22 protein-coding genes are annotated in these 22,710 nt (G+C 71.8%); 7 read left to right on the top strand and 15 right to left on the bottom strand.

The genetic code is table 11. The annotated features are described in order from the left end of the window. Window positions 1–159: 159 nt before the first annotated feature. Window positions 160–1,386 carry a glucose-1-phosphate adenylyltransferase gene (gene glgC / locus QQA02_RS02670; protein WP_284863245.1) on the bottom strand — a complete coding sequence of 409 codons (1,227 nt, stop codon included), beginning with the start codon at window positions 1,384–1,386 and terminating at the stop codon, window positions 160–162. A 201-nt stretch (window positions 1,387–1,587) separates the two neighbouring features. On the opposite strand from glgC, the gene glgA reads away from it, so the two are divergent. The 3 genes from glgA (at window position 1,588) to QQA02_RS02655 (ending at window position 5,422) form a co-directional block, all read left to right on the top strand. Further along, window positions 1,588–2,784 carry a glycogen synthase gene (glgA, locus tag QQA02_RS02665; protein WP_284863243.1) on the top strand — a complete coding sequence of 399 codons (1,197 nt, stop codon included), beginning with the start codon at window positions 1,588–1,590 and terminating at the stop codon, window positions 2,782–2,784. Between the two features lie 166 nt (window positions 2,785–2,950). Then, window positions 2,951–3,691 (top strand): acetolactate decarboxylase, encoded by a 741-nt coding sequence (gene budA, locus QQA02_RS02660; RefSeq protein ID WP_284863242.1) that lies wholly within the window; start codon window positions 2,951–2,953, stop codon window positions 3,689–3,691. A 228-nt stretch (window positions 3,692–3,919) separates the two neighbouring features. Next, a complete protein-coding gene (locus tag QQA02_RS02655) occupies window positions 3,920–5,422 on the top strand; it encodes a GH32 C-terminal domain-containing protein (protein WP_284863241.1) in 1,503 nt (500 codons plus the stop codon). Here QQA02_RS02655 and QQA02_RS02650 read toward each other — a convergent pair. From QQA02_RS02650 to dapE, 7 genes are all read right to left on the bottom strand, one after another. After that, a complete protein-coding gene (locus QQA02_RS02650; protein WP_284863240.1) occupies window positions 5,419–6,288 on the bottom strand; it encodes a methyltransferase domain-containing protein in 870 nt (289 codons plus the stop codon). The genes QQA02_RS02655 and QQA02_RS02650 overlap by 4 nt on opposite strands. A 296-nt stretch (window positions 6,289–6,584) precedes the next feature. Then, window positions 6,585–6,752, bottom strand: coding sequence for a DUF3117 domain-containing protein (locus QQA02_RS02645; RefSeq protein ID WP_075663621.1), 168 nt, complete (start codon window positions 6,750–6,752; stop codon window positions 6,585–6,587). A gap of 126 nt (window positions 6,753–6,878) precedes the next feature. Next, window positions 6,879–7,313 (bottom strand): DivIVA domain-containing protein, encoded by a 435-nt coding sequence (locus QQA02_RS02640; RefSeq protein ID WP_284863238.1) that lies wholly within the window; start codon window positions 7,311–7,313, stop codon window positions 6,879–6,881. Between the two features lie 3 nt (window positions 7,314–7,316). Continuing rightward, window positions 7,317–8,066 carry a glucosyl-3-phosphoglycerate synthase gene (locus tag QQA02_RS02635; protein WP_284772967.1) on the bottom strand — a complete coding sequence of 250 codons (750 nt, stop codon included), beginning with the start codon at window positions 8,064–8,066 and terminating at the stop codon, window positions 7,317–7,319. After that, complete coding sequence (gene folP / locus QQA02_RS02630; protein ID WP_284773056.1) at window positions 8,063–8,875, bottom strand: dihydropteroate synthase; 813 nt, start codon at window positions 8,873–8,875, stop codon at window positions 8,063–8,065. Before folP ends, QQA02_RS02635 begins: the two co-directional genes overlap by 4 nt. A 98-nt stretch (window positions 8,876–8,973) precedes the next feature. Beyond that, window positions 8,974–9,885, bottom strand: coding sequence for an LOG family protein (locus QQA02_RS02625; RefSeq protein WP_284863236.1), 912 nt, complete (start codon window positions 9,883–9,885; stop codon window positions 8,974–8,976). Between the two features lie 17 nt (window positions 9,886–9,902). Next, window positions 9,903–11,018, bottom strand: a complete 1,116-nt coding sequence (gene dapE / locus QQA02_RS02620; RefSeq protein ID WP_284863235.1) for a succinyl-diaminopimelate desuccinylase — start codon at window positions 11,016–11,018, stop codon at window positions 9,903–9,905. Between the two features lie 77 nt (window positions 11,019–11,095). Here dapE and QQA02_RS02615 point away from each other — a divergent pair, with 77 nt between their 5' ends. From QQA02_RS02615 to dapD, 4 genes are all read left to right on the top strand, one after another. Next, window positions 11,096–12,499, top strand: a complete 1,404-nt coding sequence (locus QQA02_RS02615) for an amino acid permease (RefSeq protein ID WP_284772964.1) — start codon at window positions 11,096–11,098, stop codon at window positions 12,497–12,499. 134 nt (window positions 12,500–12,633) lie between these two features. After that, window positions 12,634–14,118, top strand: a complete 1,485-nt coding sequence (locus tag QQA02_RS02610) for an amino acid permease (RefSeq protein WP_502870964.1) — start codon at window positions 12,634–12,636, stop codon at window positions 14,116–14,118. A 48-nt stretch (window positions 14,119–14,166) separates the two neighbouring features. Next, entirely contained in the window at window positions 14,167–15,573 is a 1,407-nt protein-coding gene (locus QQA02_RS02605) for an amino acid permease (RefSeq protein WP_284863234.1), read from the top strand. A 24-nt stretch (window positions 15,574–15,597) separates the two neighbouring features. Continuing rightward, complete coding sequence (gene dapD / locus QQA02_RS02600; protein WP_284863233.1) at window positions 15,598–16,584, top strand: 2,3,4,5-tetrahydropyridine-2,6-dicarboxylate N-succinyltransferase; 987 nt, start codon at window positions 15,598–15,600, stop codon at window positions 16,582–16,584. A gap of 159 nt (window positions 16,585–16,743) precedes the next feature. Here the strand turns inward: dapD and QQA02_RS02595 are convergent, their stop codons facing one another. The 7 genes from QQA02_RS02595 to QQA02_RS02565 form a co-directional block, all read right to left on the bottom strand. Then, window positions 16,744–17,070 carry an SdpI family protein gene (locus QQA02_RS02595; RefSeq protein ID WP_284772961.1) on the bottom strand — a complete coding sequence of 109 codons (327 nt, stop codon included), beginning with the start codon at window positions 17,068–17,070 and terminating at the stop codon, window positions 16,744–16,746. Between the two features lie 50 nt (window positions 17,071–17,120). Beyond that, on the bottom strand, window positions 17,121–17,687 hold the full coding sequence (locus QQA02_RS02590; protein WP_284772959.1) for a GtrA family protein: 567 nt from the start codon (window positions 17,685–17,687) through the stop codon (window positions 17,121–17,123). 273 nt (window positions 17,688–17,960) lie between these two features. Beyond that, window positions 17,961–19,121, bottom strand: a complete 1,161-nt coding sequence (dapC, locus tag QQA02_RS02585; protein ID WP_284863232.1) for a succinyldiaminopimelate transaminase — start codon at window positions 19,119–19,121, stop codon at window positions 17,961–17,963. Between the two features lie 77 nt (window positions 19,122–19,198). Then, entirely contained in the window at window positions 19,199–19,522 is a 324-nt protein-coding gene (fdxA, locus tag QQA02_RS02580; protein WP_284772955.1) for a ferredoxin, read from the bottom strand. Window positions 19,523–19,599: 77 nt separating this feature from the next. Then, complete coding sequence (locus QQA02_RS02575; RefSeq protein WP_350309449.1) at window positions 19,600–20,061, bottom strand: hypothetical protein; 462 nt, start codon at window positions 20,059–20,061, stop codon at window positions 19,600–19,602. Next, a complete protein-coding gene (gene mshB, locus QQA02_RS02570; RefSeq protein WP_284863231.1) occupies window positions 20,058–20,978 on the bottom strand; it encodes an N-acetyl-1-D-myo-inositol-2-amino-2-deoxy-alpha-D-glucopyranoside deacetylase in 921 nt (306 codons plus the stop codon). Before mshB ends, QQA02_RS02575 begins: the two co-directional genes overlap by 4 nt. 5 nt (window positions 20,979–20,983) lie before the next feature. Next, entirely contained in the window at window positions 20,984–22,660 is a 1,677-nt protein-coding gene (locus tag QQA02_RS02565) for an ABC transporter family substrate-binding protein (protein ID WP_284863230.1), read from the bottom strand. Window positions 22,661–22,710: the final 50 nt, after the last annotated feature.

The following is a 22,710-nucleotide window of genomic DNA, read 5'->3' as shown; positions in this document are numbered from 1 at the left end:
CGGGTGCGTGCCACGCACCCGTCCGCCGCACGTTCCGCGCCTGCGCGAGCCGCGCGAGCGTCGTCAATCAGTCAACGGGCACGAAGAGGGCGCCTCCCCGCCGGGGAGGCGCCCTTTTCACGCACGGTCCAGCCGCCGGGGCGGCCGGACCCGCTGCTGCTATACGACCGTGTTCTTGCCGACGACCACCACGCCGCCGGCCGAGATCGTGAAGCGCTCCTCGTCGCGCTTGCGGTCGACGCCGATGATCTCGCCCTCGCGGACCTTGACGTTCTTGTCCAGGATCGCGTGGCGGACCACGGCGCCCTTGCCCACGCGCACGCCGGGCATGAGCACGGAGCCCTCCACCGTCGCGCCCTCGGAGACGTGCACGTCGCTCGAGAGCACGGAGTTGCGCACCGTGCCGCCGGAGATGATCGACCCGGAGGCGACCATCGAGGACTGCGCGATGCCGCCCTGCACGAACTTCGCCGGGGGCAGGTTCGAGCGCTCGGTCGAGTGGATCGGCCAGGCGTGGTTGTACAGGTTGAACACCGGGTGGATGGAGATGAGGTCCATGTGGGCCTCGTAGAAGGCGTCGATGGTGCCGACGTCACGCCAGTAGCCGCGGTCGCGGTCGGTGGCGCCGGGGACCTCGTTGCCGGAGAAGTCGTAGACGTGGGCCTCGTTGCGGGAGACGAAGGCGGGGATGATGTCGCCGCCCATGTCGTGGTCCGAGCCCTCGTTGTCCTCGTCGGCACGCAGGGCCTCCACCAGCGCGTCGGCGGTGAAGATGTAGTTGCCCATCGAGGCGTAGGTGACCTCGGGGTCGTCCGGGGTGCCGGGCGGGTCGGCCGGCTTCTCCAGGAACTCGGTGATCGTGCCGTCGTCGTCGGCCTCGATGCAGCCGAAGGCGGTGGCCTCGCGGCGCGGCACGCGGATGCCGGCGACGGTGCAGGCCTTGCCGGAGGCGATGTGGTCGTCGAGCATCTGCCCGACGTCCATGCGGTAGACGTGGTCGGCGCCGAGGACGATGACGTACTCGGGGTTCTCGTCGAAGATCAGGTTCAGCGACTGCAGGATGGCGTCGGCCGAACCCATGTACCACCGCTTGCCCAGGCGCTGCTGGGCGGGCACGGAAGCGATGTACTGGTCGATGGGGCCGGACAGCTGCCACGCCTGCGAGATGTGGCGGTCCAGCGAGTGCGACTTGTACTGGGTCAGCACCGCGATCTTCTTGAAGCCGGCGTTGACGAGGTTCGACAGCACGAAGTCGATGAGACGGTAGGTGCCGCCGAACGGAACCGCGGGCTTCGCTCGGTCTTCGGTCAGGGGATAAAGGCGCTTGCCCTCGCCTCCGGCGAGGACAATGCTCAGGACATTTGGTTGGCTCCTCACAAGAACCAATCTATTGAAAATCGCCGCACGATGCCGCCCGGGCGGCCAATTCGGTCACAGCCCACACCGTTCGCGCCCCCGCCGACCACCCCCGTCTGGCGTCGGCGCAGTCCGTTCGTGCAGGCGCCGGGGCCGCCCTCCGGTCCGCACCCGCACCCGATCGCGCCGTCGCCCCTGCAGGATGGCCGGGACACGAATACGCTGGTAGTCATGACGAAACTGAACCGAGTCGGGATGATGACCCGCGAGTACCCGCCGGAGGTCTACGGCGGCGCCGGCGTGCACGTGACCGAGCTGACCCGCTTCATGCGCGAGATCGTTCCGGTCGACGTCCACTGCATGGGCGCCGAGCGCGACATGCCGGACACCTACGTCCACGGCGTGGACCCCGAGCTTGCCGAGGCCAACCCCGCCATCAAGACCCTGTCGACCGGCCTGCGCATGGCTAACGCGGCCGGAGGCGTCGACGTCGTGCACTCGCACACCTGGTACGCGGGCCTCGGCGGCCACCTGGCCGCCCGCCTCTACGACATCCCGCACGTGGCCACCGCCCACTCCCTGGAGCCGGACCGACCGTGGAAGCGCGAGCAGCTCGGCGGCGGCTACGACGTCTCCTCCTGGTCGGAGAAGAACGCCATGGAGAACGCCGACGCCCTCATCGCCGTCTCGAGGAAGATGAAGGGCTCGATCCTCGAGGCCTACCCGGCCATCGACCCGGACAAGATCCACGTGGTGCTCAACGGCATCGACACCGAGCTGTGGCAGCCGCGGCCCACCTTCGACGAGGCCCAGGCGGAGAACGGCTCCTCGGTGCTCAAGGAGCTCGGCGTCGACCCGACCCGCCCGATCGTCTCCTTCGTCGGCCGCATCACCCGCCAGAAGGGTGTCGAGCACCTGGTCAAAGCCGCCCGCGAGTTCGACCCGGCCATCCAGCTGGTGCTCTGCGCCGGCGCCCCGGACACCCCGGAGATCGCCGAGCGTACCCAGAAGCTCGTCGACGAGCTGCGCGCCGGCCGCGACGGCGTGCACTGGGTCTCCGAGATGCTGTCCAAGGACAAGATCCAGGAGATCGAGTCCGCCTCGGACATCTTCGTCTGCCCGTCGATCTACGAGCCGCTCGGCATCGTCAACCTCGAGGCCATGGCCTGCGGCACCGCCGTGGTCGCCTCCAACGTCGGCGGCATCCCCGAGGTCGTCGTCGACGGCGAGACCGGCACGCTGGTGCCCTACGACGAGAACGACGCCGCCGGCTTCGAGCGCGGCATCGCCGAAGCGGTCAACGCCCTGGCCGCCGACGAGGAGAAGGTCAAGGCCTACGGCGAGGCCGGCCGCAAGCGCGCCATCGAGGAGTTCTCCTGGGCGAAAATCGCCCGGCAGACCGTCGACGTCTACGAGTCGCTGCTGTAGCACCCACCGCACGGCGCCCGCGTGGCGTCGTTGCCCGGCGACGCCGCGCGCGTCGTCAAGCATGCGGCGTTGAATTGACGACGTCGCGCCCCTCGCCCGCCCCGGGCACCGTCCACGTGGACGGTGCCCGGGGCGCCGTCGTGTGCGGGGCGGATAAATTGGGGGCATGGAACCAGACAAGCGGCTGCCGACCCAGCGGCACACCATCTTCCAGAACTCCCTGATGTCCGCGCTGCTTGACGGCATCTACGACGGCGAGATGACCGTCGGTGAGCTGCTCGGCCACGGCAACTTCGGCATCGGCACCTTCGACGCCCTCGACGGCGAGATGATCGTCCTCGACGGGGTCTGCTACCAGGTGCGCGGCGACGGCACCGCCGAGCGCGCCGGCCTGATGCAGCGCTCCCCCTTCACGGTGATGACCAACTTCGTGCCCCTGATCAGCGCCACCCCGCCGGAGGGGCTGCGCCGCAGCGAGTTGGCGGAGTTCATCGACTCGGTGCAGCCGAGCGAGAACTACATGTACGCGGTGCGCATCACCGGCCGCTTCAGCGACGTCACGGTGCGCACGGTGACCAAGCAGGACAAGCCCTACCGGCCGATGACGGAGGCCACCGGCGACGACGCCGAGCTGCACTTCACCGACGTCGACGGCGTCCTCGGCGGCTTCCGCACGCCCGTCTACGAGAAGGGCATCGGCGTACCCGGCTGCCACGTGCACTTCGTCGACGACGCGCGCACCTCCGGCGGCCACGTCCTGGACTTCACGCTCGCCCGCGGCACCGTCGAGCTGTGCCCGGGCACCGACCTCAACCTGCGGCTGCCGCTGACCACGCAGTTCTCCGACGCGGAGCTCAGCCCCGAGGACCTGGACCGCCAGATCCACCAGACCGAGGTCAAGAGCTGATCCCGGGTTGATCCGGGGCGCCGTGGGGGCGACGCGGCGCGGCCGCCGGGGGCTGCGCCGGTTGGCTGGGGCGCGGCCGCCGACGGCCACCCCGGGGCGCCGGGGCGGGGACGTGCCGGGTGCTTTTCGGGTAGAACGGGGGCCAGTACCGCCCCGGGAGAGCCCCGGCGGCGACCCGGACAAGCCGGGGTTGAGCGAGGAGACCGAGGAAAGGACACCGTGACCGACATGGCCGAACCCACCGGAGCCGAGACGACCGGGGGCAGCGACATCCACCGCCCCGAGCTGCACGTGACCGCCGACGCCGGCGTGCTCATGGCGCCGGCCGCCGTGATGCTCGACGGCCGGACCTGGCACCTCTTCCACCAGTACCGCCCGTCGCTGGACGCGCCGGCGCGCTGGGGCCACCAGTTCTCCGAGGACAACCCCTACGAGTGGGAGACCTGCGACGACGTACTCGCCGCCGAGAGCGACGAGACACTCGTGCGCGCCGGCTCCGTGGTCGCCGCCGACGGCGGCTTCAACGTGTACTTCACCTCGGTGACCGCCTCCGGCACCGCCGTGCACCTGGCGCGCATCGACGACCCGGCCGCGACCACCACGGACATCTCCGACGACCCGCTCGCCCTCGACCCGCAGGTCGTCCGCCGCGGCGAGGTCGTCGGCAACGCGCAGGGTGAGGCCGCCGGGCTCTTCGACTTCCGCTCGCCGTGCGTGGTGCCGGACTGGGCCAGCGACTCGGACCGCGACGAGGGTCTGGCCGGCTGGCTGATGCTCTCGGTGACCGGTGCGCAGGACTCGCCGCAGCTGGCGGTGCTGCGCTCGGCCGACGGCGTGGACTGGCACCTCGACGGCCCGCTGGTCCTCGACGGCGACTCGGGCCTGGAGGCCGAGACCCAGGTGGTCTCCCCCAGGATCATCCGCCTGCGCGACGAGGTCGACGGCGAGATCTACGACATCATCCTGGTGACCATCGAGCACGACGGCATCGACATCTCCGGCTACCTGGTCGGCCGGCTCACGGGCGCGACCTTCACAGTCACCCGCCCGTTCCACCGCATCGACTTCGGCCACGACTTCACCCGGCCGCGCAACACGAACCTCTCGGAGCCGGCCGACCCGCGCTGGCGCCGCGGCGCGATCGTCGGCGCGCTCAACGGGGTGGGCCGCTTCGACGACCCGGCCAAGCACCTGTCCTGGACCGAGTCCGGCTGGGCCAACGCGGTCTCGGTGCCGCGCGTGGTCAGCCTGCAGGGCGGCATGCTCTTCCAGACCCCGGCCGCGGGGCTGGTCGACGCGGTCACCCGCACCGACCACGCCCGCATGTGGACCGCGCTATGCGAGATCCCCGTCGGATCCGAGCTCTCCGTCGACATCCTCGACGCCGCCGGTGAGACCGCCGCGCGCGTGACCCACCAGGGCGACGTGCTCGAGCTGGACCGCTCCATGAATCCCCACCACGCCGGCGACGGCGTGGCCCGGGCCCCGCTGGCGGAGGGCGACTCGGACTCGCTGACCATCCTGGTCGACGGCTCGACCGTCGAGGTCTTCGCCGACGGCGGCGCGGTGGCCATGGCCAGCCGCGTCTACGTCGACGGCGGGGCGCAGGACTTCCGGGTCAGCCTCGAGGGCGAGGCGCAGGTGGAGAAGCACTTCACCCGCGGCCCGGAGACCATCTCCCCGGTCATCCCGGAGTGGGCTGCCCCGCGCCTGGACACCGAGTTCCGCTAGGCGACCGGGCTCAGGCGGGTGACCGTCGCCTTGGCGGTGACGGTCATGGTCGCGGGCAGCCGCGAGATGCGCTCGGCGAGCACGTCGGGGGCGATGTGGCGGGCCGAGGGGCTCATGCCGATCTGCGAGGCGATCGACTCCTGGTCGAGGTCCATCGTGAACTCGATGTGCTCGAGCTCGCCCACCTGCTCGAGATGGCCCTTCGACTGCTCGAGCAGGCGGTCGACCTTGCCCTCCTCGACGCCGATGATGCCCAGCGGCTCGCGCAGCTCGTCGAGGTGGCCGGGGTCGGCGGTGAGCACGACGGCCTGGCCGCCCGGGGTGAGCACGCGGGCGAACTCCGCGGGGTTGCGCGGGGCGAAGAGCACGGTGATCACGTCGACGGAGTGGTCGCGCAGCGGCATGCCGGTCCACACGTCGGCGACGACGGCGCCGAGGCGCGGGTGCGCCTTGGCCAGGTGCTTGGCGGCGGCGACGGAGACGTCGATGCCCACGCCGCGCGCGCCGGCGACGGTGTCGAGGCTGTGGGTCAGGTAGTAGCCGGTGCCGGCGCCGACCTCGCAGATGACGGGGTGGGCGTCCTCGGGCACGCCGGCGGCCTCTAGGGCGTCCTCGACGGTGTCGGTGACGGACTCGACGAAGGGCGCGAAGTGGCCGCGGCCGAGGAAGGTCTCGCGGGCGGCGACCATCTCGGGGCCGTCGCCCTTGTGCTTCAGGCCCGCTCCCCCGGCCAGGGTCACGTAGCCCTGCCGGGCGACGTCGTAGGAGTGTCCGGTCTCCGAGACGAGCCGACGGAAGTCGTCGGCCCCCTCGAGCGCGGAGCCGTCCACCGGGTCGGCGAGAACATCGATCACATCAGCCAGCATCTGGGCTACGGTTCCTTTCCGTGGCGGCGTCCTTGGCGATGGTCCAAGCCTAACCGGATCGCGCGGCGCACATCGCACCAGCCCCGGTCGCGGCGCGCCGCGGGCTCAGCGCCGGGTGCTCAGCGCTCCCCGGCCTCAGCGCGCCGCGGCACCCCGGACATACGGAAGACCCCGCGGGCGGGCGGCGGACCGGATCATCCGGTCCGCACGACTCCGCTCCACGGGGTCTGTCACGGCGCCGCCCCGTCGCGGGGCGGAAACGAGCCTTAAAGCCCGGTGGCTCGAGTGGCTCGAGGCTACTCGGCGGCCTCGGTTAGCAGGCCGCCCAGCTCGGCGGCCTCCTCCTTGTTCAGCTCGATGACGAGGCGCCCACCGCCGTCCGAGGGGATGCGCATGACGATCTTGCGATTCTCCTCCACGGCCTCCATGGGTCCGCTTCCGGTACGGGGCTTCATCGCTGCCATGTTTCAAGGCTCCTTTTCGTGCACACGACGGTTACTTTCGCTATGATAGTCGATTTTTCCGTCGCACGACCGGAGTGAGCCCGCTCACCGCTCCGGGACCACCGCGCCAGAAAGGGCGCTGAGCTGCTACTTCGAGCCCGAAATGCCGTCGTCCGCCTGCGCCCGGCCGCGCGGTCGCGAACCGACCGCCCGGTCGCCGGAAAGAGTCGCGCGGTCGTCGGCGCGCACCTCCGCCTCCCCCGGGCACACCCGGTCCCCCGGGCGCACCTCATCGCGCGGACGTGCCTCATCGCCCGGACGCGTCTCGCCGCGGCCGGCGCCGCGCCCGGCGAGCTGGTCGAGCACCGCCTCGACCTGCTCGGGCCGGTAGCCGCGCGGCACGAGCTCGAAGCGCACCGCGTCCAGGTCTCCGGCGGCCACGGCGCGCTCGTTGGCGGCGGCGACCTCCTCGGGGTCGGCGGCGGGCTCGGGCTCGCCGCGGCCGAGCAGCCGGCCGGCGGTCCAGGTGCCCACGATCACCAGCAGGACCAGGACGACGATGAGGAAGATCCAGGAGAGCATGGCTCAGAGGATAGTGGACAGCGCGGGGCGCTCGGGCACCGCGACTCCGTCCACGCCGGCGCGGGCGAGGATCGTGGCGGCCACGGTCTCCGCCATCGGCCCCAGCTGGGCCAGCGGCCGGTTGCGGTGGGCGCGGCGGCCCAGGTCGACCTCGGCGATCGCGCCGCGTCCCCACCTGCGCGCGACGTCGATGAGCAGCCCGGACTCCACGCCGTAGCCCTCGACGAAGGGCAGTTCCAGCGCCGCCGCGCGGCGCAGGGCGTACTCGCCGCCCAGGGGCTGCGCGACGTCGGCAAGCTCGGGCAGCAGCAGCCGCAGCAACGGGCGCGCCGTCAGCTCGGTCACGCGCCCGCCGTCGCCGGGGCGTCCCCGGTAGTCGCGCACGTAGTCGGCCTTGACCAGCTGCACACTGTCATCCGCGAACGGCGCGACGAGCTCGGCGACCATGCCGGGGCGCGCGGTGTGCAGGTCGGCGTCGACGAAGACGACGAACTCACCTCCCGCGGCGGCGACCCCGCGCCACAGCGACTCGCCCTTGCCGGGGCGCGGCTCGACCCCCGGCAGGACCTCGCGCCAGTTGAGCACGCGGGCGCCGGCGGCCGTGGCGCGCTCGGCGGTGCGGTCGGTGGAGTCGGCGTCGACGACGATGACCTCCAGCGGGGCGTCGACGCGCACGGCGGCGACCACGTCCGCGACGGTCGCCTCCTCGTTGAGCGCCGGGATGACCACACTGGCGCGCGCGACGGCGCTCACGCCAGGCCCCGGATCGTGTCCAGGGGGCCGGCGGTCCCGGCGATCGCCGCGGTCATGCGGATCACGTCGACGGTCTCGCCGACCTCGTGGACGCGGAAGGCGGCCACCCCGTGCGCGGCGGCCCAGGCGGTGGCGGCCAGGGTGCCGGCCACCCGCCCGCCGACGGGGCGCGCACAGGTCTCACCGATGAAGTCCTTGTTGGACAGCGCCATGAGCACCGGCCAGCCGGTGGCCACGACCTCGTCGATGCGGCGCAGCAGCTCGAGACCGTGGAAGGTGTTCTTGCCGAAGTCGTGCGTGGGGTCGAGCAGCACCTTGTCCTCGGGCACGCCGCAGTCGACGGCGCGCTCGGCCAGCCGGGTGGTCTCGGCGATCACGTCGGCGACCACGTCGTCGTAGTGCACGCGGTGCGGGCGGGTGCGCGGCACCGCACCCCCGGTGTGCGAGCAGACGTAGCCCACGCCGTGGTGGCCGGCGACCTCGACGAGCTCGGGGTCGACGCCGGCCCAGGTGTCGTTGACCAGCCCGGCACCGGCGGCGATGGCCCGCTCGGCGACCTCGGCGCGCCAGGTGTCCACGGAGACGGTCACCTCGGGGTGGCGCTCGTGGACCGCGGCGATGACGGGCACCACGCGGTCGATCTCCTCGGCGGCGTCGACCACGTCGCCGGGGCCGGCCTTGACCCCGCCGATGTCCACGATCGCCGCGCCCTGGGCGACGACCTCGTCGGCGCGCGCGAGCGCGAGCGTGTCGGTGAAGGTCGCGCCCTTGTCGTAGAAGGAGTCGGGCGTGCGGTTGACGATGCCCATCACCTTCGCCAGGCCCGGCGCGCCGGCGCCCGCACGCCGGATGGCGCGCTGGCGTTCGTCGCCCTCGACCGCGGCCCTGTCCTGAGCTGCGGCCAAGGTCAGCGCTCCCCTTCCGCACCGGAATTGCCGACGCCGCGTCCGTCGCCGTCGCCGCTTCCGGCACCGTGGGTGCCGTCCCCGGCGCCGTCTGCGCCGCGCCGGGCGCGGGCGCGGCGCTGCCGGGCCTGCAGGTGGCCCTCGTCGGTGTCGATGTGGCGCCGCCTCGTCGGCGCGCTGCGGATGTGCTCGACGGCCTCCTCGGCGGAGTCGGTGACCAGGAAGAGGTCGAGGTCCGCCTCGGCGATCATGCCGCGGGTGACCACCTGCTCGCGCAGCCAGCCGACGAGCGGGCCCCAGTAGTCGGTTCCGATGAGGGCGATCGGGTAGTTGGTGACCTTCTTGGTCTGCACCATGCACAGCACCTCGAAGAGCTCGTCGAGGGTGCCGAACCCGCCGGGCAGGCAGACGAAGCCCTCCGAGTACTTCAGGAACATGGTCTTGCGCACGAAGAAGTAGCGGAAGTTCAGGCCCAGGTCGACCCAGTCGTTGAGCACCTGCTCGTGCGGCAGCTCGATGCCGAGACCCACGGAGAGCCCGTCGGCCTCGAAGGCGCCGCGGTTGGGCGCCTCCATCAGGCCCGGTCCCCCGCCGGTGATCACGGCGTAGCCGGCCTCGGCCAGCTTCTCGCCGACCTCGCGGCCCAGGTCGTAGAGCGGGTCGCCCTCGGGCACACGCGCGGAGCCGAAGACGGTCACCGCGGGCGGCAGGGAGGACAGCGCGTCGAACCCGGAGACGAATTCGCTCTGGATGCGCAGCACGCGCCACGGGTCGGCGTGGATCCAGTCGTGGTCCGCCGTCATCTCCAGCAGCCGCTGGTCGTAGGTGGACGGCTGGTCGGCCTCGAACCGCATGAGCACGGGCCCACGCAGCATCCGCCGCTTCTCCTCGCTCGGTGTGATGTTCGGTGTCATGTGCTCGAAAATACCGCTCAGGCGCGCTGTCCGCCGAGCAGGTAGCCGTCGAGGGCGGCCGCGAGCTGTGTGATGTGCTCGACCGGGCAGTGTTCCTCGGGCTTGTGTGCCTGACCGGGGTCGCCGCAGCCGAGGTTGACGGCGGGGACGCCGAGCTCGGCGAAGCGGGCGACGTCGGTCCAGCCGTACTTGGCGCGCACGCGCCCGCCCATGGCGGCCACCAGTTCGGCCGCCGCCGGGGCGTTCAGGCCCGGGGCGGCCGGCGGGGCGACGTCGTCGACGGTGATCTCCACACCCTCGTGCTCGCCGAGGACCTCGCGCAGGTGCGCCATGGCCTCCTCGGCGGTGCGGTCGGGCGCGAAGCGGAAGTTCACGGCGCACACGGCCTCGTCCGGGATGGTGTTGTTGGCCACCCCGGCCTCGAGCCGCACGACGTTGAGGCCCTCGCGGTAGATGCAGCCGTCGACGTCGACCCGGTCGCGCGGGGTGTACGCGGCGACCCGCTCGAGCAGGGGCACGAGCCGGTGCACGGCGTTGTCGCCGAGCCAGGCGCGCGCGGAGTGCGCGCGGGTGCCGCGGGCGGTGCAGATGACGCGGATGGAGCCCTGGCAGCCGGCCTCGATCATCCCGCCGGTCGGCTCGCCCAGCAGGGCGACGTCGCCGGCCAGCCACTCGGGGTGGTCGCGCTCGACGTGGCCCAGGCCGTTGTACTCGACGGCGACCTCCTCGCCCTCGTAGGCGATGAAGGTCATGTCGCGGGCCAGGTCGGGGTGGCTGGCCAGGCGCGCGAAGGCGGAGAGGTAGACGGCCAGGCCGGACTTCATGTCCACCGCCCCGCAGCCGTGCAGCACGCCGTCGGCCAGCCGGTGCGGGGTGTTGTCCGCCAGCGGCACGGTGTCCAGGTGCCCGGCGAGCACCACCCGCTGTCCCAGCCCCCGGTCGGTGCGGGCGACCAGGGTGTTGCCGCCGTCGCCGGTGCGCTCGACGCTGACCCCGTCGAGGCCGCGGAGCACCGCCTCGACGGCGTCGGCGATCGCGCCCTCGTGGTGGGAGGGGCTCTCGATGTCGATGAGGAGGCCGGTCAGCTTGACCGGGTCGTCCAGGGCTGCGGCGAGTTCTGCGTGCGCGTTCATGCCCCCAGAGGCTACCCGCGCGCTACACCCGTGCCCTGTGCCCCCGGTGTGCACCCCGTGGGAATACGATGTAACGCATGTCGCAATCAGCAACCCGGGAAGGCTCCGCGGTGCTCAGCCGCGGACTGCGCACCCGCCACCTGACCATGATGGGGCTCGGCTCCGCCATCGGCGCCGGGCTCTTCCTCGGCACCGGGGTGGGCATCCGCGCCGCCGGGCCGGCCGTCGTGCTGGCCTACCTGATCACCGGTGTGATCACCGTGTTGATCATGCGCATGCTCGGCGAGATGGTCGCCGCCCGCCCGTCGGCCGGCTCCTTCTCCTCCTACGCCGAGCAGGCCTACGGCCCGTGGGCGGGCTTCTCGGTCGGCTGGCTGTACTGGTTCATGATGGTGATGATCATGGGCGCCGAGATGACCGGCGCGGCCGCCATCATGGCCGCCTGGTTCGACGTCGCCCCCTGGATCCCGGCCGCCGTCAGCGTGGCCGTGCTCGCGGTGGTCAACCTGACGGCCGTGCGCGGCTTCGGCGAGTTCGAGTTCTGGTTCGCCTTCATCAAGGTCGCCGTCATCATCGCCTTCCTGGTCATCGGCGTCGCGCTGATCTTCGGCTGGCTGCCCGGCCACTCCTTCGTGGGCACCGGGAACCTCGCCGCCGAGGGCCTGATGCCCAACGGTGTCTCCGGCGTCGCCGCCGGCCTCCTGGCCGTGGCCTTCGCCTTCGGCGGCATCGAGCTGGTCACCATCGCCGCCGCCGAGTCCGAGGACCCGGAGCGCTCCGTGCAGACCGCCGTCAACTCGATCATCTGGCGCATCGGCATCTTCTACATCGGCTCGGTCCTCGTCATCGCCTTCCTGCTGCCCTTCGACCAGATCCAGGGCGCGGAGACCGCCGCCGAGAGCCCGTTCACCATGGTCCTCGAGATGGCCAACATCCCGGGCATCGTCGGCATCATGGAGCTGGTCATCGTCATCGCGCTGCTCTCGGCGTTCAACGCCCAGCTCTACGGCTCCTCGCGCCTGTGCTACTCGCTGGCCACCCGCCGCGACGCCCCGCGCATCTTCGCCCGCGTCTCCGAGAACAAGGTTCCGGTGCCCGCGGTGCTGCTCTCCGTCTTCTTCGGCCTGCTCTCCGTGGGCCTGCAGTGGTGGAACCCGCCGGGACTGCTGGACTTCCTGCTCAGCGCCATCGGCGGCTGCCTGGTCGTCATCTGGCTGACCGTCATCGCCTCCTACCTGCGCCTGCACCCGCGCCTGGAGGCCCGCGGCGAGATCACCCGGGTGCGCATGTGGGGCTACCCGTGGCTGGCGTGGCTGACGCTGGCCGCCGTGATCGCCATCGTCGGCCTCATGCTCGCCGACGAGCAGGCCCGCGGCCAGGTCATCGCGGTGTGCGTCGTGTGCGCCGTGGTCCTCGCCGCCGCCGGGCTGACCACCCTCATCCGCGGGCGGCGTGCCCCCGAGGACGGCTACGTGCGCTAACCTGCCCTTCAATTGCCGACGTCGCGCCCCGCGACGTCGGCGCCACCCACCCGGCGCCGCGCAGCGCGGCGTCGACAAGCACCACCTGAAACAGCCGGTGAACCCGGCCTCGACATAGTTGGATCGGATCTTCGATGACCCAGAACGCACCGCTGAGCCAGGGGCTCAAGACGCGGCACCTGACCATGATGGGACTCGGCTCCGCCATCGGCGCCGGCCTCTTCCTCGGCACCGGCGTGGGCATCCGCGCCGCCGGGCCCGCCGTCATCCTCGCCTACATCGCCGCCGGTGTGGTGGTCATGTGCGTGATGCAGATGCTCGGCGAGATGGCCGCCGCCAAGCCCGCGCCCGGGTCCTTCGCCAGCTACGCGCGCTTCGCCTTCGGCCACTGGGCCGGCTTCTCCATCGGCTGGCTGTTCTGGATCAACATGGTGCTCGTCCTCGGCGCGGAGATGACCGGCGCCTCGGCGATCATGGCCGCCTGGTTCGGGGTGCCCCAGTGGGTGCCCGCCCTGGTCTGCGTCACCTTCTTCGCCGTGGTCAACCTGGCGCGCGTGCGCGGCTTCGGCGAGTTCGAGTTCTGGTTCTCCTTCATCAAGGTCGCCGTCATCATCGGCTTCCTGGTCATCGGCGTCGCCCTGATCTTCGGGCTGCTGCCCGGCCACTCGTTTGTGGGCACCTCGCACTTCCTCGGCGACGGCTTCATGCCCAACGGCTGGCCCGGCGTGGCCGCGGGGCTGCTCGCGGTCGCCTTCGCCTTCGGCGGCATCGAGATCGTGACCATCGCGGCCGCGGAGTCGGAGGACCCCGAGACCTCCATCCGGCGGGCCACCCGCTCGGTGATCTGGCGCATCGGCCTGTTCTACATCGGCTCGGTGCTCGTGATCACCTTCCTTTTGCCCTTCTCCGAGATCCAGGGCGCCGAGACCGCCGCCGAGAGCCCCTTCACCATGGTGCTGGGCATGGCCGACATCCCGGCCGTGGTCGGCTTCATGGAGGTCGTCATCGTGCTCAGTTTGCTCTCCGCCTTCAACGCGCAGATCTACGCCAGCTCGCGGATGGTCTTCTCGCTGGCCACCCAGCACGACGCCCCGGCTCTCCTCGGCCGGGTCAACCGCCACAACGTGCCGATCAACGCGGTGGTGCTCTCGATGGTCTTCGCCTTCCTCTCCGTCGGCCTGCAGTGGTGGAACCCAACCGGGTTGCTGGACTTCCTGCTCAACTCCGTCGGCGGCATCCTCATCCTGATCTGGATCATGGTCGCCGCCAGCTTCCTCAAGCTGCACCCGGTGCTCGTGCGCAGCGGGCGCATCGCCTCGGTGCGCATGGCCGGCTACCCCTGGGTGCCCGTCGCCGCGATCGCCGCCCTGCTCGGCTTCGTGCTGCTGATGCTCTTCGACTCCGGCTCGCGCGGCCAGGTCACCTCCGTGTCGATCGTCTTCGCCGTGCTCGTCGTGCTCTCCGTGGTCGTCGCACGCTCCCAGGCGCGCGGCTCCACCGACGGCCGGCTGCGTGCCGACGTCGCGTCGGGTACGGCGGGCGCGCAGGCGCCCGCCGGCGCGACCACGGCGACGGACGCGCACGGGGGCGACGGCACGACGTCGTCAAGCACTGATTAAAGTGACCCACATCTACTTTCTGTTCACGCAGCGAAAGAGACGCACATCATGACCTCGACCTCCCCCGCCAACGCGGGAACCGCCGCCCCGCGCCACACCGGCCTGGGCCAGGGGCTCAAGACCCGGCACCTGACGATGATGGGGCTCGGCTCCGCCATCGGCGCGGGCCTCTTCCTCGGCACCGGCGTGGGCATCCGCGCCGCCGGCCCCGCCGTGCTGCTCGCCTACGCCGTCGCCGGCGTGGTGGTCATGTGCGTGATGCAGATGCTCGGCGAGATGGCCGCCGCACGTCCCGCCTCGGGCGCGTTCTCCGACTACGCCCGCCAGGCCTTCGGCCACTGGGCCGGGTTCACCATGGGCTGGCTGTACTGGTTCATGCTCATCATGGTCCTCGGCGCCGAGATGACCGGCGCGGCCGCCATCATGTCCGCCTGGTTCGGGGTGCCGCCGTGGGTCCCGGCGCTGGTGTGCGTGACCTTCTTCGCCGTGGTCAACCTCGCGCGCGTGCGCGGGTTCGGCGAGTTCGAGTTCTGGTTCGCCTTCATCAAGATCGCCGTCATCGTCGGCTTCCTGCTGATCGGTCTGGCGCTGATCTTCGGGCTGCTGCCGGGCCACACCTTCGTGGGCACCGAGCACTTCCTCGGCGACGGCTTCATGCCCAACGGCTGGCCGGGTGTCGCGGCGGGCCTGCTCGCGGTGGCGTTCGCCTTCGGCGGCATCGAGATCGTGACCATTGCCGCGGCCGAGTCCGAGGAGCCGGCCCACTCGATCCGCACCGCGGTGCGCTCGGTGATCTGGCGCATCGGCCTGTTCTACATCGGCTCGGTGCTCGTGATCACCTTCCTGCTGCCCTACGCGGACATCCAGGGCGCGGAGACCGCCGCCGAGAGCCCGTTCACCATTGTCCTCGAGATCGCCGACATCCCCGGCGTGGTCGGCATCATGGAGCTGGCCATCGTGCTCAGCCTGCTCTCCGCATTCAACGCGCAGATCTACGCAAGCTCCCGGCTGTGCCACGCGCTGGCCCGCCAGGGCGACGCCCCGCGCATCTTCGCGGTGACCAACCGCGAGGACGTGCCCGTCAACTCCGTGGTGCTCTCCATGGTCTTCGCCTTCGTCTCCGTGGGCCTGCAGTGGTGGAACCCGACCGGCCTGCTGGACTTCCTGCTCAACGCCGTCGGCGGCGTGATGATCGTCGTCTGGCTGCTCATCGCCGCCAGCTACCTGAGGCTGCACCCGCAGCTGGAGCGCTCCGGGGAGATCTCCACGGTGCGCATGTGGGGCTACCCCTGGCTGGCCTGGGCCGTCGTGGCCGCCGTGCTGGGCCTGGTGGTGCTCATGCTCTTCGACGCCGGCTCGCGCTCGCAGATCTTCTCCGTCGGCGCCGTCTTCATCTTCCTCGCGGCGCTCTCGCTGACCACCCGCGGACGGGCCACCGACGCCACGCGCGCCTAGGCGGACCTTGTAGTCTCGGGAGTCATGACCGACTACTCCACCAGTTCCGCCCACGCCGTCGGCGTGGCCACCGTCACCGCCAACGGCACCGTCCTCGACGCCTGGTACCCGGCGCCGCGCCTGGACGTCGCCGGCTCCGAGCCCGGCACCCACCGCCTCGAGGAGGCCCCGCAGCAGATCGCCCCGCTGATCGGGCCCGACGAGGTCCGCGGGGTCGCCCGCGTGGCCGTGGAGACGACCATCGAGTCGCTGGCCGAGCCGCCGGCCGACACCTACGACGCCTGGCTGCGCCTGCAGCTGCTCTCCCACCGCCTAATCCGCCCGCACGAGGCGAACATGGAGGGGGTCTTCGGCAAGCTGACCAACGTCGTGTGGACCAACCACGGCCCCTGCGAGGTCGCCGACTTCCAGATGGTGCGCGCCCGGTTGCAGGCCGAGCGCGGCCCGGTGACCGTCTACTCCGTGGACAAGTTCCCGCGCATGGTCGACTACGTCCTGCCCGAGGGCGTGCGCATCGGCGACGCCGACCGCGTGCGCCTGGGCGCCCACCTGGCCGCCGGCACGACCGTCATGCACGAGGGATTCGTCAACTTCAACGCCGGCACCCTGGGCAACTCCATGGTCGAGGGCCGCGTCTCCGCCGGCGTCGTGGTCGGTGACGGCTCCGACGTCGGCGGCGGCGCCTCCATCATGGGCACGCTGTCCGGCGGCGGCAAGGAGGTCATCTCCATCGGCGAGCGCTGCCTGCTCGGCGCGAACGCCGGTGTGGGCATCTCGCTCGGCGACGACTGCGTGGTCGAGGCCGGCCTCTACGTCACCGCCGGCACCAAGGTGACCGCCCGCGGCGCCGTGGCCGAGGCCGCCGGTGTCTCCGACGGCGACACCGTCAAGGCCGCCGCGCTCTCCGGCGCCTCCGGTGTGCTCTTCCGCCGCAACTCGATCACCGGTGCGGTCGAGGCCAGCCCGTACAAGTCCGCCGTCTCGCTCAACGAGGAGCTGCACGCGAACTAGGGGTTCGCGCCCTGACGCCGAGGAAGGGCGCCCGGGCCGTCAATGTGACGGTCCGGGCGCCCTTCTTGTCGTTTGTGGCGGGCTGTGGCGGCTGCGGCGGCTGCGGCGGCTGTGGCGGGCTGCGCGGCTGTGGCGGCTGCGCGGCTCGTGCCTCGCGGCTCAGTCCGCGTACGGCTCGGCGGCCCTGCGCGCGGCGATCGCGGCGGCGACGGTGCAGCCCAGCGCCCAGCCCAGGCCGACGACGAGCAGCACGATGTGCAGGTCCGCGGTGAGGAAGCACAGCGCCAGCGCGGCCAGGGCGCCCGCGGAGCCTGCGGCCAGCCGCCCGGCCGCGGCCGTGTGGCCGGCCGCCCAGGCGTCCTCGTTGGCCGTCACCGGGGAGATGCGCAGCCCCAGCCAGGAGTTGAACTTCAGCGAGCGGTTCGAGGCCAGCAGAGCCGGCAGGCCCATGAGCACGGCGACGACGAGCAGCAGGAACGGGATCATGCGGCTACCTCCGGGGGCTTGTGCGCGCGGCGCGGGCTCAGGCTACGGGCTCAGGCACGCGGCGCGGGGTCGGACTGGTGGACGACGGAGACCTTCGGCCCGCGGAAGGTCCAGAGTTTGTTGATCACGAAGTTGACGGGCATCGCCACCAGGATAGAGATCGCGGAGGCCCAGTAGAACTTGGTGCGCAGCCCCGAGGAGTCGTCGAGGATGTCGGTGGGCAGCGAGATGGGGCTGCCCGGGTTCATGAACAGCGTCATGAGCACCAGGCGGATCAAAAAGGCGCCGAGGCCGGCGAGCAGGAACGGGAAGAAGCCGCGCCACCAGCTGCGCGGGTTGGTGCCCTTGAAGGTCCACATCCGGTTGAGCTGGTAGTTCCAGGTGTTGGCCACCAGGAAGCCGAGGGTGACAAAGACGTGGTACCAGCGGATGTTGAACTGGGTGCCCAGCAGGTTGATGAAGGCGTCGTGCTCGGAGATGCCGGCGAACTCGGCGATCTTCTTCGACACGTAGTTGACGGCCAGGTCGACGACGACCCCGGAGCCGCCGACGATGCCGAACTGGATGAACTGACGCAGGTTGCCCAGCATGCGGGCGACGGTGGGGCTGGCCGTCATGGATCTCCTCAACCTCGGCTACTCGTCGTCGCACCCGCGCCGCCACCGGGCGACGGGTTCGCCGTCCGGGCGCGGGGCGCGCAGGGCCCGGTCCTCGACGTGCGTCCGGACGCGGACCTGATCGGTACAGTTTATCGCCCGGATAGCCCGAAATACATTCGCGCGCCAGGCCGTGTCGGGGATTCCACGCCCGTGGCGGCCCCTGCGGCGGCCCCGTCGGCGCCCGCTCCTCCGGCGCGGGAACCTACTTAACGCTACTTCCCGGCGCGGGGCCTACTTCCCCGCGACGGCGCGCAGCTCGGCCGACGCCGCGCGCAGGCGCTGGGCGGCCTCGTCGACGTGGGCGTCGTCGGCGGTCATGCCGACGCGCACGAAGTTCTCGCCGGCCGGGCCGTAGAACTCGCCCGGGGCGACCAGGATGCCCAGCTCGGCGAGCCGGTCTACGGTCGCGCGCCCGTTCTCGCCGAGGCTTGCCCACAGGTAGAGGCCCGCCTCGGAGTGCTCGACGGTGAAGCCGGCGCCGATGAGCGCCTCGAGCAGCTTGGCGCGGCGCACCGCGTAGCGCAGCTTCTGCACGTGCTCGGCGTCGTCGTCGCCGTAGGCGGCGGTCATGGCCGCCTGGATCGGGTAGGGCACCATCAGCCCGGCGTGCTTGCGCACCTGGGTCAGCTCGGCGATCAGCCCGGGGTCGCCGGCGAAGAAGCCGCCGCGGTAACCGGCGAAGTTCGCGGTCTTGGAGAGCGAGTGGATGGCCAGCAGCCCGGTGTGGTCGCCGTCGCAGACGCGCTCGTCGAGGATCGAGACCGGCTCGTTGTCGTCGTCCCAGCCCAGGCCGAGGTAGCACTCATCGGAGGCGACGATGACGTCGTGCTCGCGGGCCCAGGCCACCACGCGGCGCAGGTGGTCCACGCCGAGCACGCGGCCGGTCGGGTTCGACGGCGAGTTCAGGAAGAACAGCGCGGCGGAGTCCGCGTCGACGCCCTCCGGGTCGTCGGAACGCACCATCTTCGTGCCGGCCAGGCACGCGCCGACCTCGTAGGTCGGGTAGGCCAGCTCGGGGATGACCACGGTGTCCTCGGCGCCGAGCCCCAGGAGGGTCGGCAGCCAGGCGATGGCCTCCTTGGTGCCCACGACGGGCAGCACGGAGGACTCCCCCGGCGTGGTCGAGGCGTTGAGCCCCGTCATCGCGTAGCGGCGCGCGGAGGCGTCGACGATGGCCTCGCGTAGCTCGGGCGTGCCCACGGTGGCCGGGTAGCCGGGAAAGCCGGCGGCCTCGGCCAGCGCGAGCTGGATGCCGGGCGCCGGCGGGTCGACCGGGGAGCCGACCGAGAGGTTGACCATCCCGTCGGGGTGGGCCACGGCGGTGGCCTTGGCCTCGGCGATGGTGTCCCAGGGGAACTCGGGCAGGGTCTCGACCAGTGGCGTGCGTGTCATGCCGGTTACTCTACCCGCGCGGGGTCGGCCTCCGGAGAGGACTTCGGCCGACGTCCGCGGTCACCGGCGGGCCGGGCTCAGTCCTGGTTCTGCGGCGGCAGGTCGGCGACGAACTTCGGGTCGAAGTCCTGCGGGCCGAGGGCGGCCGCGCCGCCGGGCGAGCCGAGGTCGTCGAAGAAGGCGACGTTGGCGTCGTAGTAGCCCTCCCACTCGTCGGGGAGGTCGTCCTCGTAGAAGATCGCCTCGGTCGGGCACGCCGGTTCGCAGGCGCCGCAGTCGACGCACTCGTCGGGGTGGATGTAGAGGCTGCGCTTGCCCTCGTAGATGCAGTCGACCGGGCACTCCTCCACGCAGGAGCGGTCCATGACGTCAACGCAGGGCTGGGCGATGATGTAGGTCATCAGTGATCGGGAACTCCAGGACAGAAACGGAACTCAAATAAAACGGGAAATCACGTGGACGTGACCCGTCCAGTATGTCACTTCCCCGCCATGAGGGGCCAACCGCCGCCGGCCACCCCGGCGGCCAGCAGCACCAGGCTGTGCACGTTGGCTCCGACGAGCTGGTCGCCGGTGACGGTGACGCCGAATGTGAGTAGCACGAACCCGGCGATCCACGTCCACAGCGGCATGCCGGCCGCCCAGGTGCGCCGCGTCCACAGCAGCGCGGTGCGCGAGAGCACGAGGCTGAATAGAAACGCGACCACCACGGTCCAGGGCACGGCGAGTCTGGCCCCACTCGGCAGCGTGATCCCGGCGTCGAGGTAGACGACCTCGAGCAGCACCGAGACCAGTGCGCCCAGGCACAGCCAGAAGATGCCGCCCACGGCCTCCCCGCGCGAGAAGTCGTCGCGGATGAGGCGCCGGCGCGGCGTGGCCGCGTCGATTTCCGACGCCGCGTCGTGCGCGCCGTCGGCGCCCACGGCACCGTCGGCGCTCACGGCAGCAACCCGTCGGCCGGGCCGCCGCCGGCCGGCACCAGGGCGCCGGCGGCGAGGTGGAAGTACTCGCGGCGCAGCACCGGCTGGGCGATGAGGTTGGACAGGCAGTAGACGGCGGCCACGGTGTCATGGTCCGAGACGCTGGCCTGGGCGGCCACGGGGTTGGTGCGGCTGACCGAGCCGTCGGCGACGTGCAGCTGGGTGGCGTGCGCGCGGAAGCCTGCGAGCTTGGCGGCGACGTCGGCGTCGGAAAGCCGGGTGAAACAGTCGACCTGGTCGTCGCCGACGGCGGCCAGCTCGCCGTCGGCGGCCCGGCGCCAGCCGGCCGGGATCTCCGCGATGGCCGCCAGGCCCGCGTCCTGTGCGCCGGTCGGGGTGACGTGCCAGAGCAGGCGGTCGACCTCGACGCGCTCGAGGGCGGCGTGGGTGATCTCGTGGGCGTGGATGTGGTCCGGGTGGCCGTAGCCGCCGTTGGGGTCGTAGGTGAGCACCAGCTGCGGTCGCAGGCGCTCGAGGACGGCGACCAGGTCGTCGACGGCGCGGCCGCCGTCGTTGACGAAGGCCCGCGGGTTGGCCGCCGAGGGCGTGCCGGCCATGCCGGAGTCGCGGTAGGCGCCGGCGCCGCCGAGGAACTCGCCGTGCACGCCGACGGCCGCCAGCGCCGCGGACAGTTCCGCGATGCGGTAGCCGCCGAGCTGGTCGGCCTCGTCGGCGATGAGGTTCTGCCAGGTCGGCCCGATGACCTCGCCCTCCTCGCCGAGGGTGCAGGTGACCACGGTGCAGTCCGCACCGCGGGCGGCCAGCTGGTGCAGGGTGCCGCCCATCGTGATCGTCTCGTCGTCCGGGTGGGCGTGGACCGCCACCACCCGCAGTCCGGTCAAATCGCGCGGGTTCGCGTTCGGGTCGTTCACCGTCATGGTTCTCAGTTCAGCCTCTCCGTGGTCGGCTCGGTCTCGTCGATGCGCCAGCCCGGCACCGTGGGGATGCCCGCGGGCCAGTCCGCCAGCTCGGCGGTCGGCCCTGTGATGCCGTGGCCGAGGACCTGCAGGCGCGTCTCGTCGAGCAAGCCCACGCTCAGGTGCTCGAGTTCCTCCAGCGACCGCAGCCGTGCGCGCAGCTGGTCGCCGCTCAGACCCCCGGCCAGTGCCTCGTCGAGCATCTCCTGGGTGTAGGAGGTGCAGTACCCGGACAGATTACTCCCGCGCGGGTCCTCCGGGTCCCGCCCGCAGCCGTAGTAGCCGGCCGCTGTGGCGGTGCCGGGGCTCTCCACGCCCCAGGCGATGACGGCATCGACGGTGCCCTGGGGCAGCCGGTCGGTGGTCAGGGTCGCCATGTCGGTGGCGGTGACCTCGGCGTGCACGCCCTTGGCTCGCAGCAGGTCGACGATCACGCGGGCGGCCGCCGAGGCCTGCCGGTCGGCGGGGTCGGCGCCGATGCGCACGGGGCGCTCGGCGGTGGCCGCCGCCCGCAGGCGCTCGGGCTCGCGCGCGGCGGTCGGGTTTTCGGGCACGCGCACGTCGACGCTGCGCCCGGCGGTCAGGCGGGCGACGGTGGGCGTGTCGATCTGGGCGGCCAGCTCGCCGCGCACCGCGGCCTCGGCCAGGATCGGCGAGGCGGTGTTCATCGTCATGTTCAGCCGCCGCCCGGTGGCCTTCTTCTCGGTCTGGGTGCCGGCGACCAGGCCCAGTGTCTGGGTGGTCGTCTCGGCCGGGGTGAGGTCCATGAAGGCGACCTGGCCGGTGCGCAGCTGGTCGCTGGCCTCGGCGGTACCGCTGACGGGGCGGAAGGTCACCAGGTCGATCGCGGCGGGGTCCTCGCCCCAGAAGCGGTCGTTGCGCTGCAGCTCGATGGTGCCGCGGGCCTGGTCCAGGTCGCGCATGAGGTAGCGGCCGGCCGACGCCGGGATGCCCTCGGCCAGCGCCTTATCGAAGGGCCGCCCGCGCAGCAGGTGGGCGGGCAGCAGGTCAGAGAAGAGCTCGCGCCAGTGGGCGTTGGGCCGGGAGAAGTCGACGTCGACGGTGCGCCCGCCGCCGGTGACGCGCACGGCGGAGACGGTGTCGTAGGCGCCGCGACCGAGCACGCCCGGGGTGGCGGTGATCCCGTGCCACAGGTACTCGAAGTCGCCGCCGGAGACCGGGGTGCCGTCGGACCACTGGGCGGCCGCGGCGATGACGTAGCGCACCGTCTGAGCGGCGCCGGCGGCCGGGGGGACCTCCTCGGCGGAGACCAGCAGGTCGGTGTTGAGCTCGCCGTCGTTGAAGGCGGAGGGCAGCACAAGGCCGGCGATGTCGTCGACGGTGGCCGAGGAGTCGGCCAGCAGGTGCGGGTTGACCCCGCCGCGCAGCGGGTCGATGCCGACGGTGACGCGGGTGCGCGCGTCCTCGGGGCTCTTCTTCTCGTCGGCCTTCTGCGTCGTCGAGGTGGTCGTCTCCTCCTCGTCCTCGACGATGGGCGCCGGGCCGGGCGAGGCGGCGCAGGAGGCCAGCAGCGTCGTCGCGGCCAGCACCCCGAGGGCCCCGGCGACGCGGGGGGTGCCGCGCCCCCGGCGGGTCGCGCGGCGGGCGGCGGGGTTGGCGAGTCGACGGTTCACGTCATCCATTTAACCCGATGCCCCCTTTCACAGACATAAGGAGAAGGCGCGCGTCGGAT

The organism is Corynebacterium sp. MSK006, from assembly GCF_030232385.1.
GTDB classification, from domain to species: Bacteria; Actinomycetota; Actinomycetes; order Mycobacteriales; family Mycobacteriaceae; genus Corynebacterium; species Corynebacterium frankenforstense_A.
Note: the sequence above shows the minus strand (reverse complement) of the source record. Positions and strands in the feature narration are given on the sequence as shown.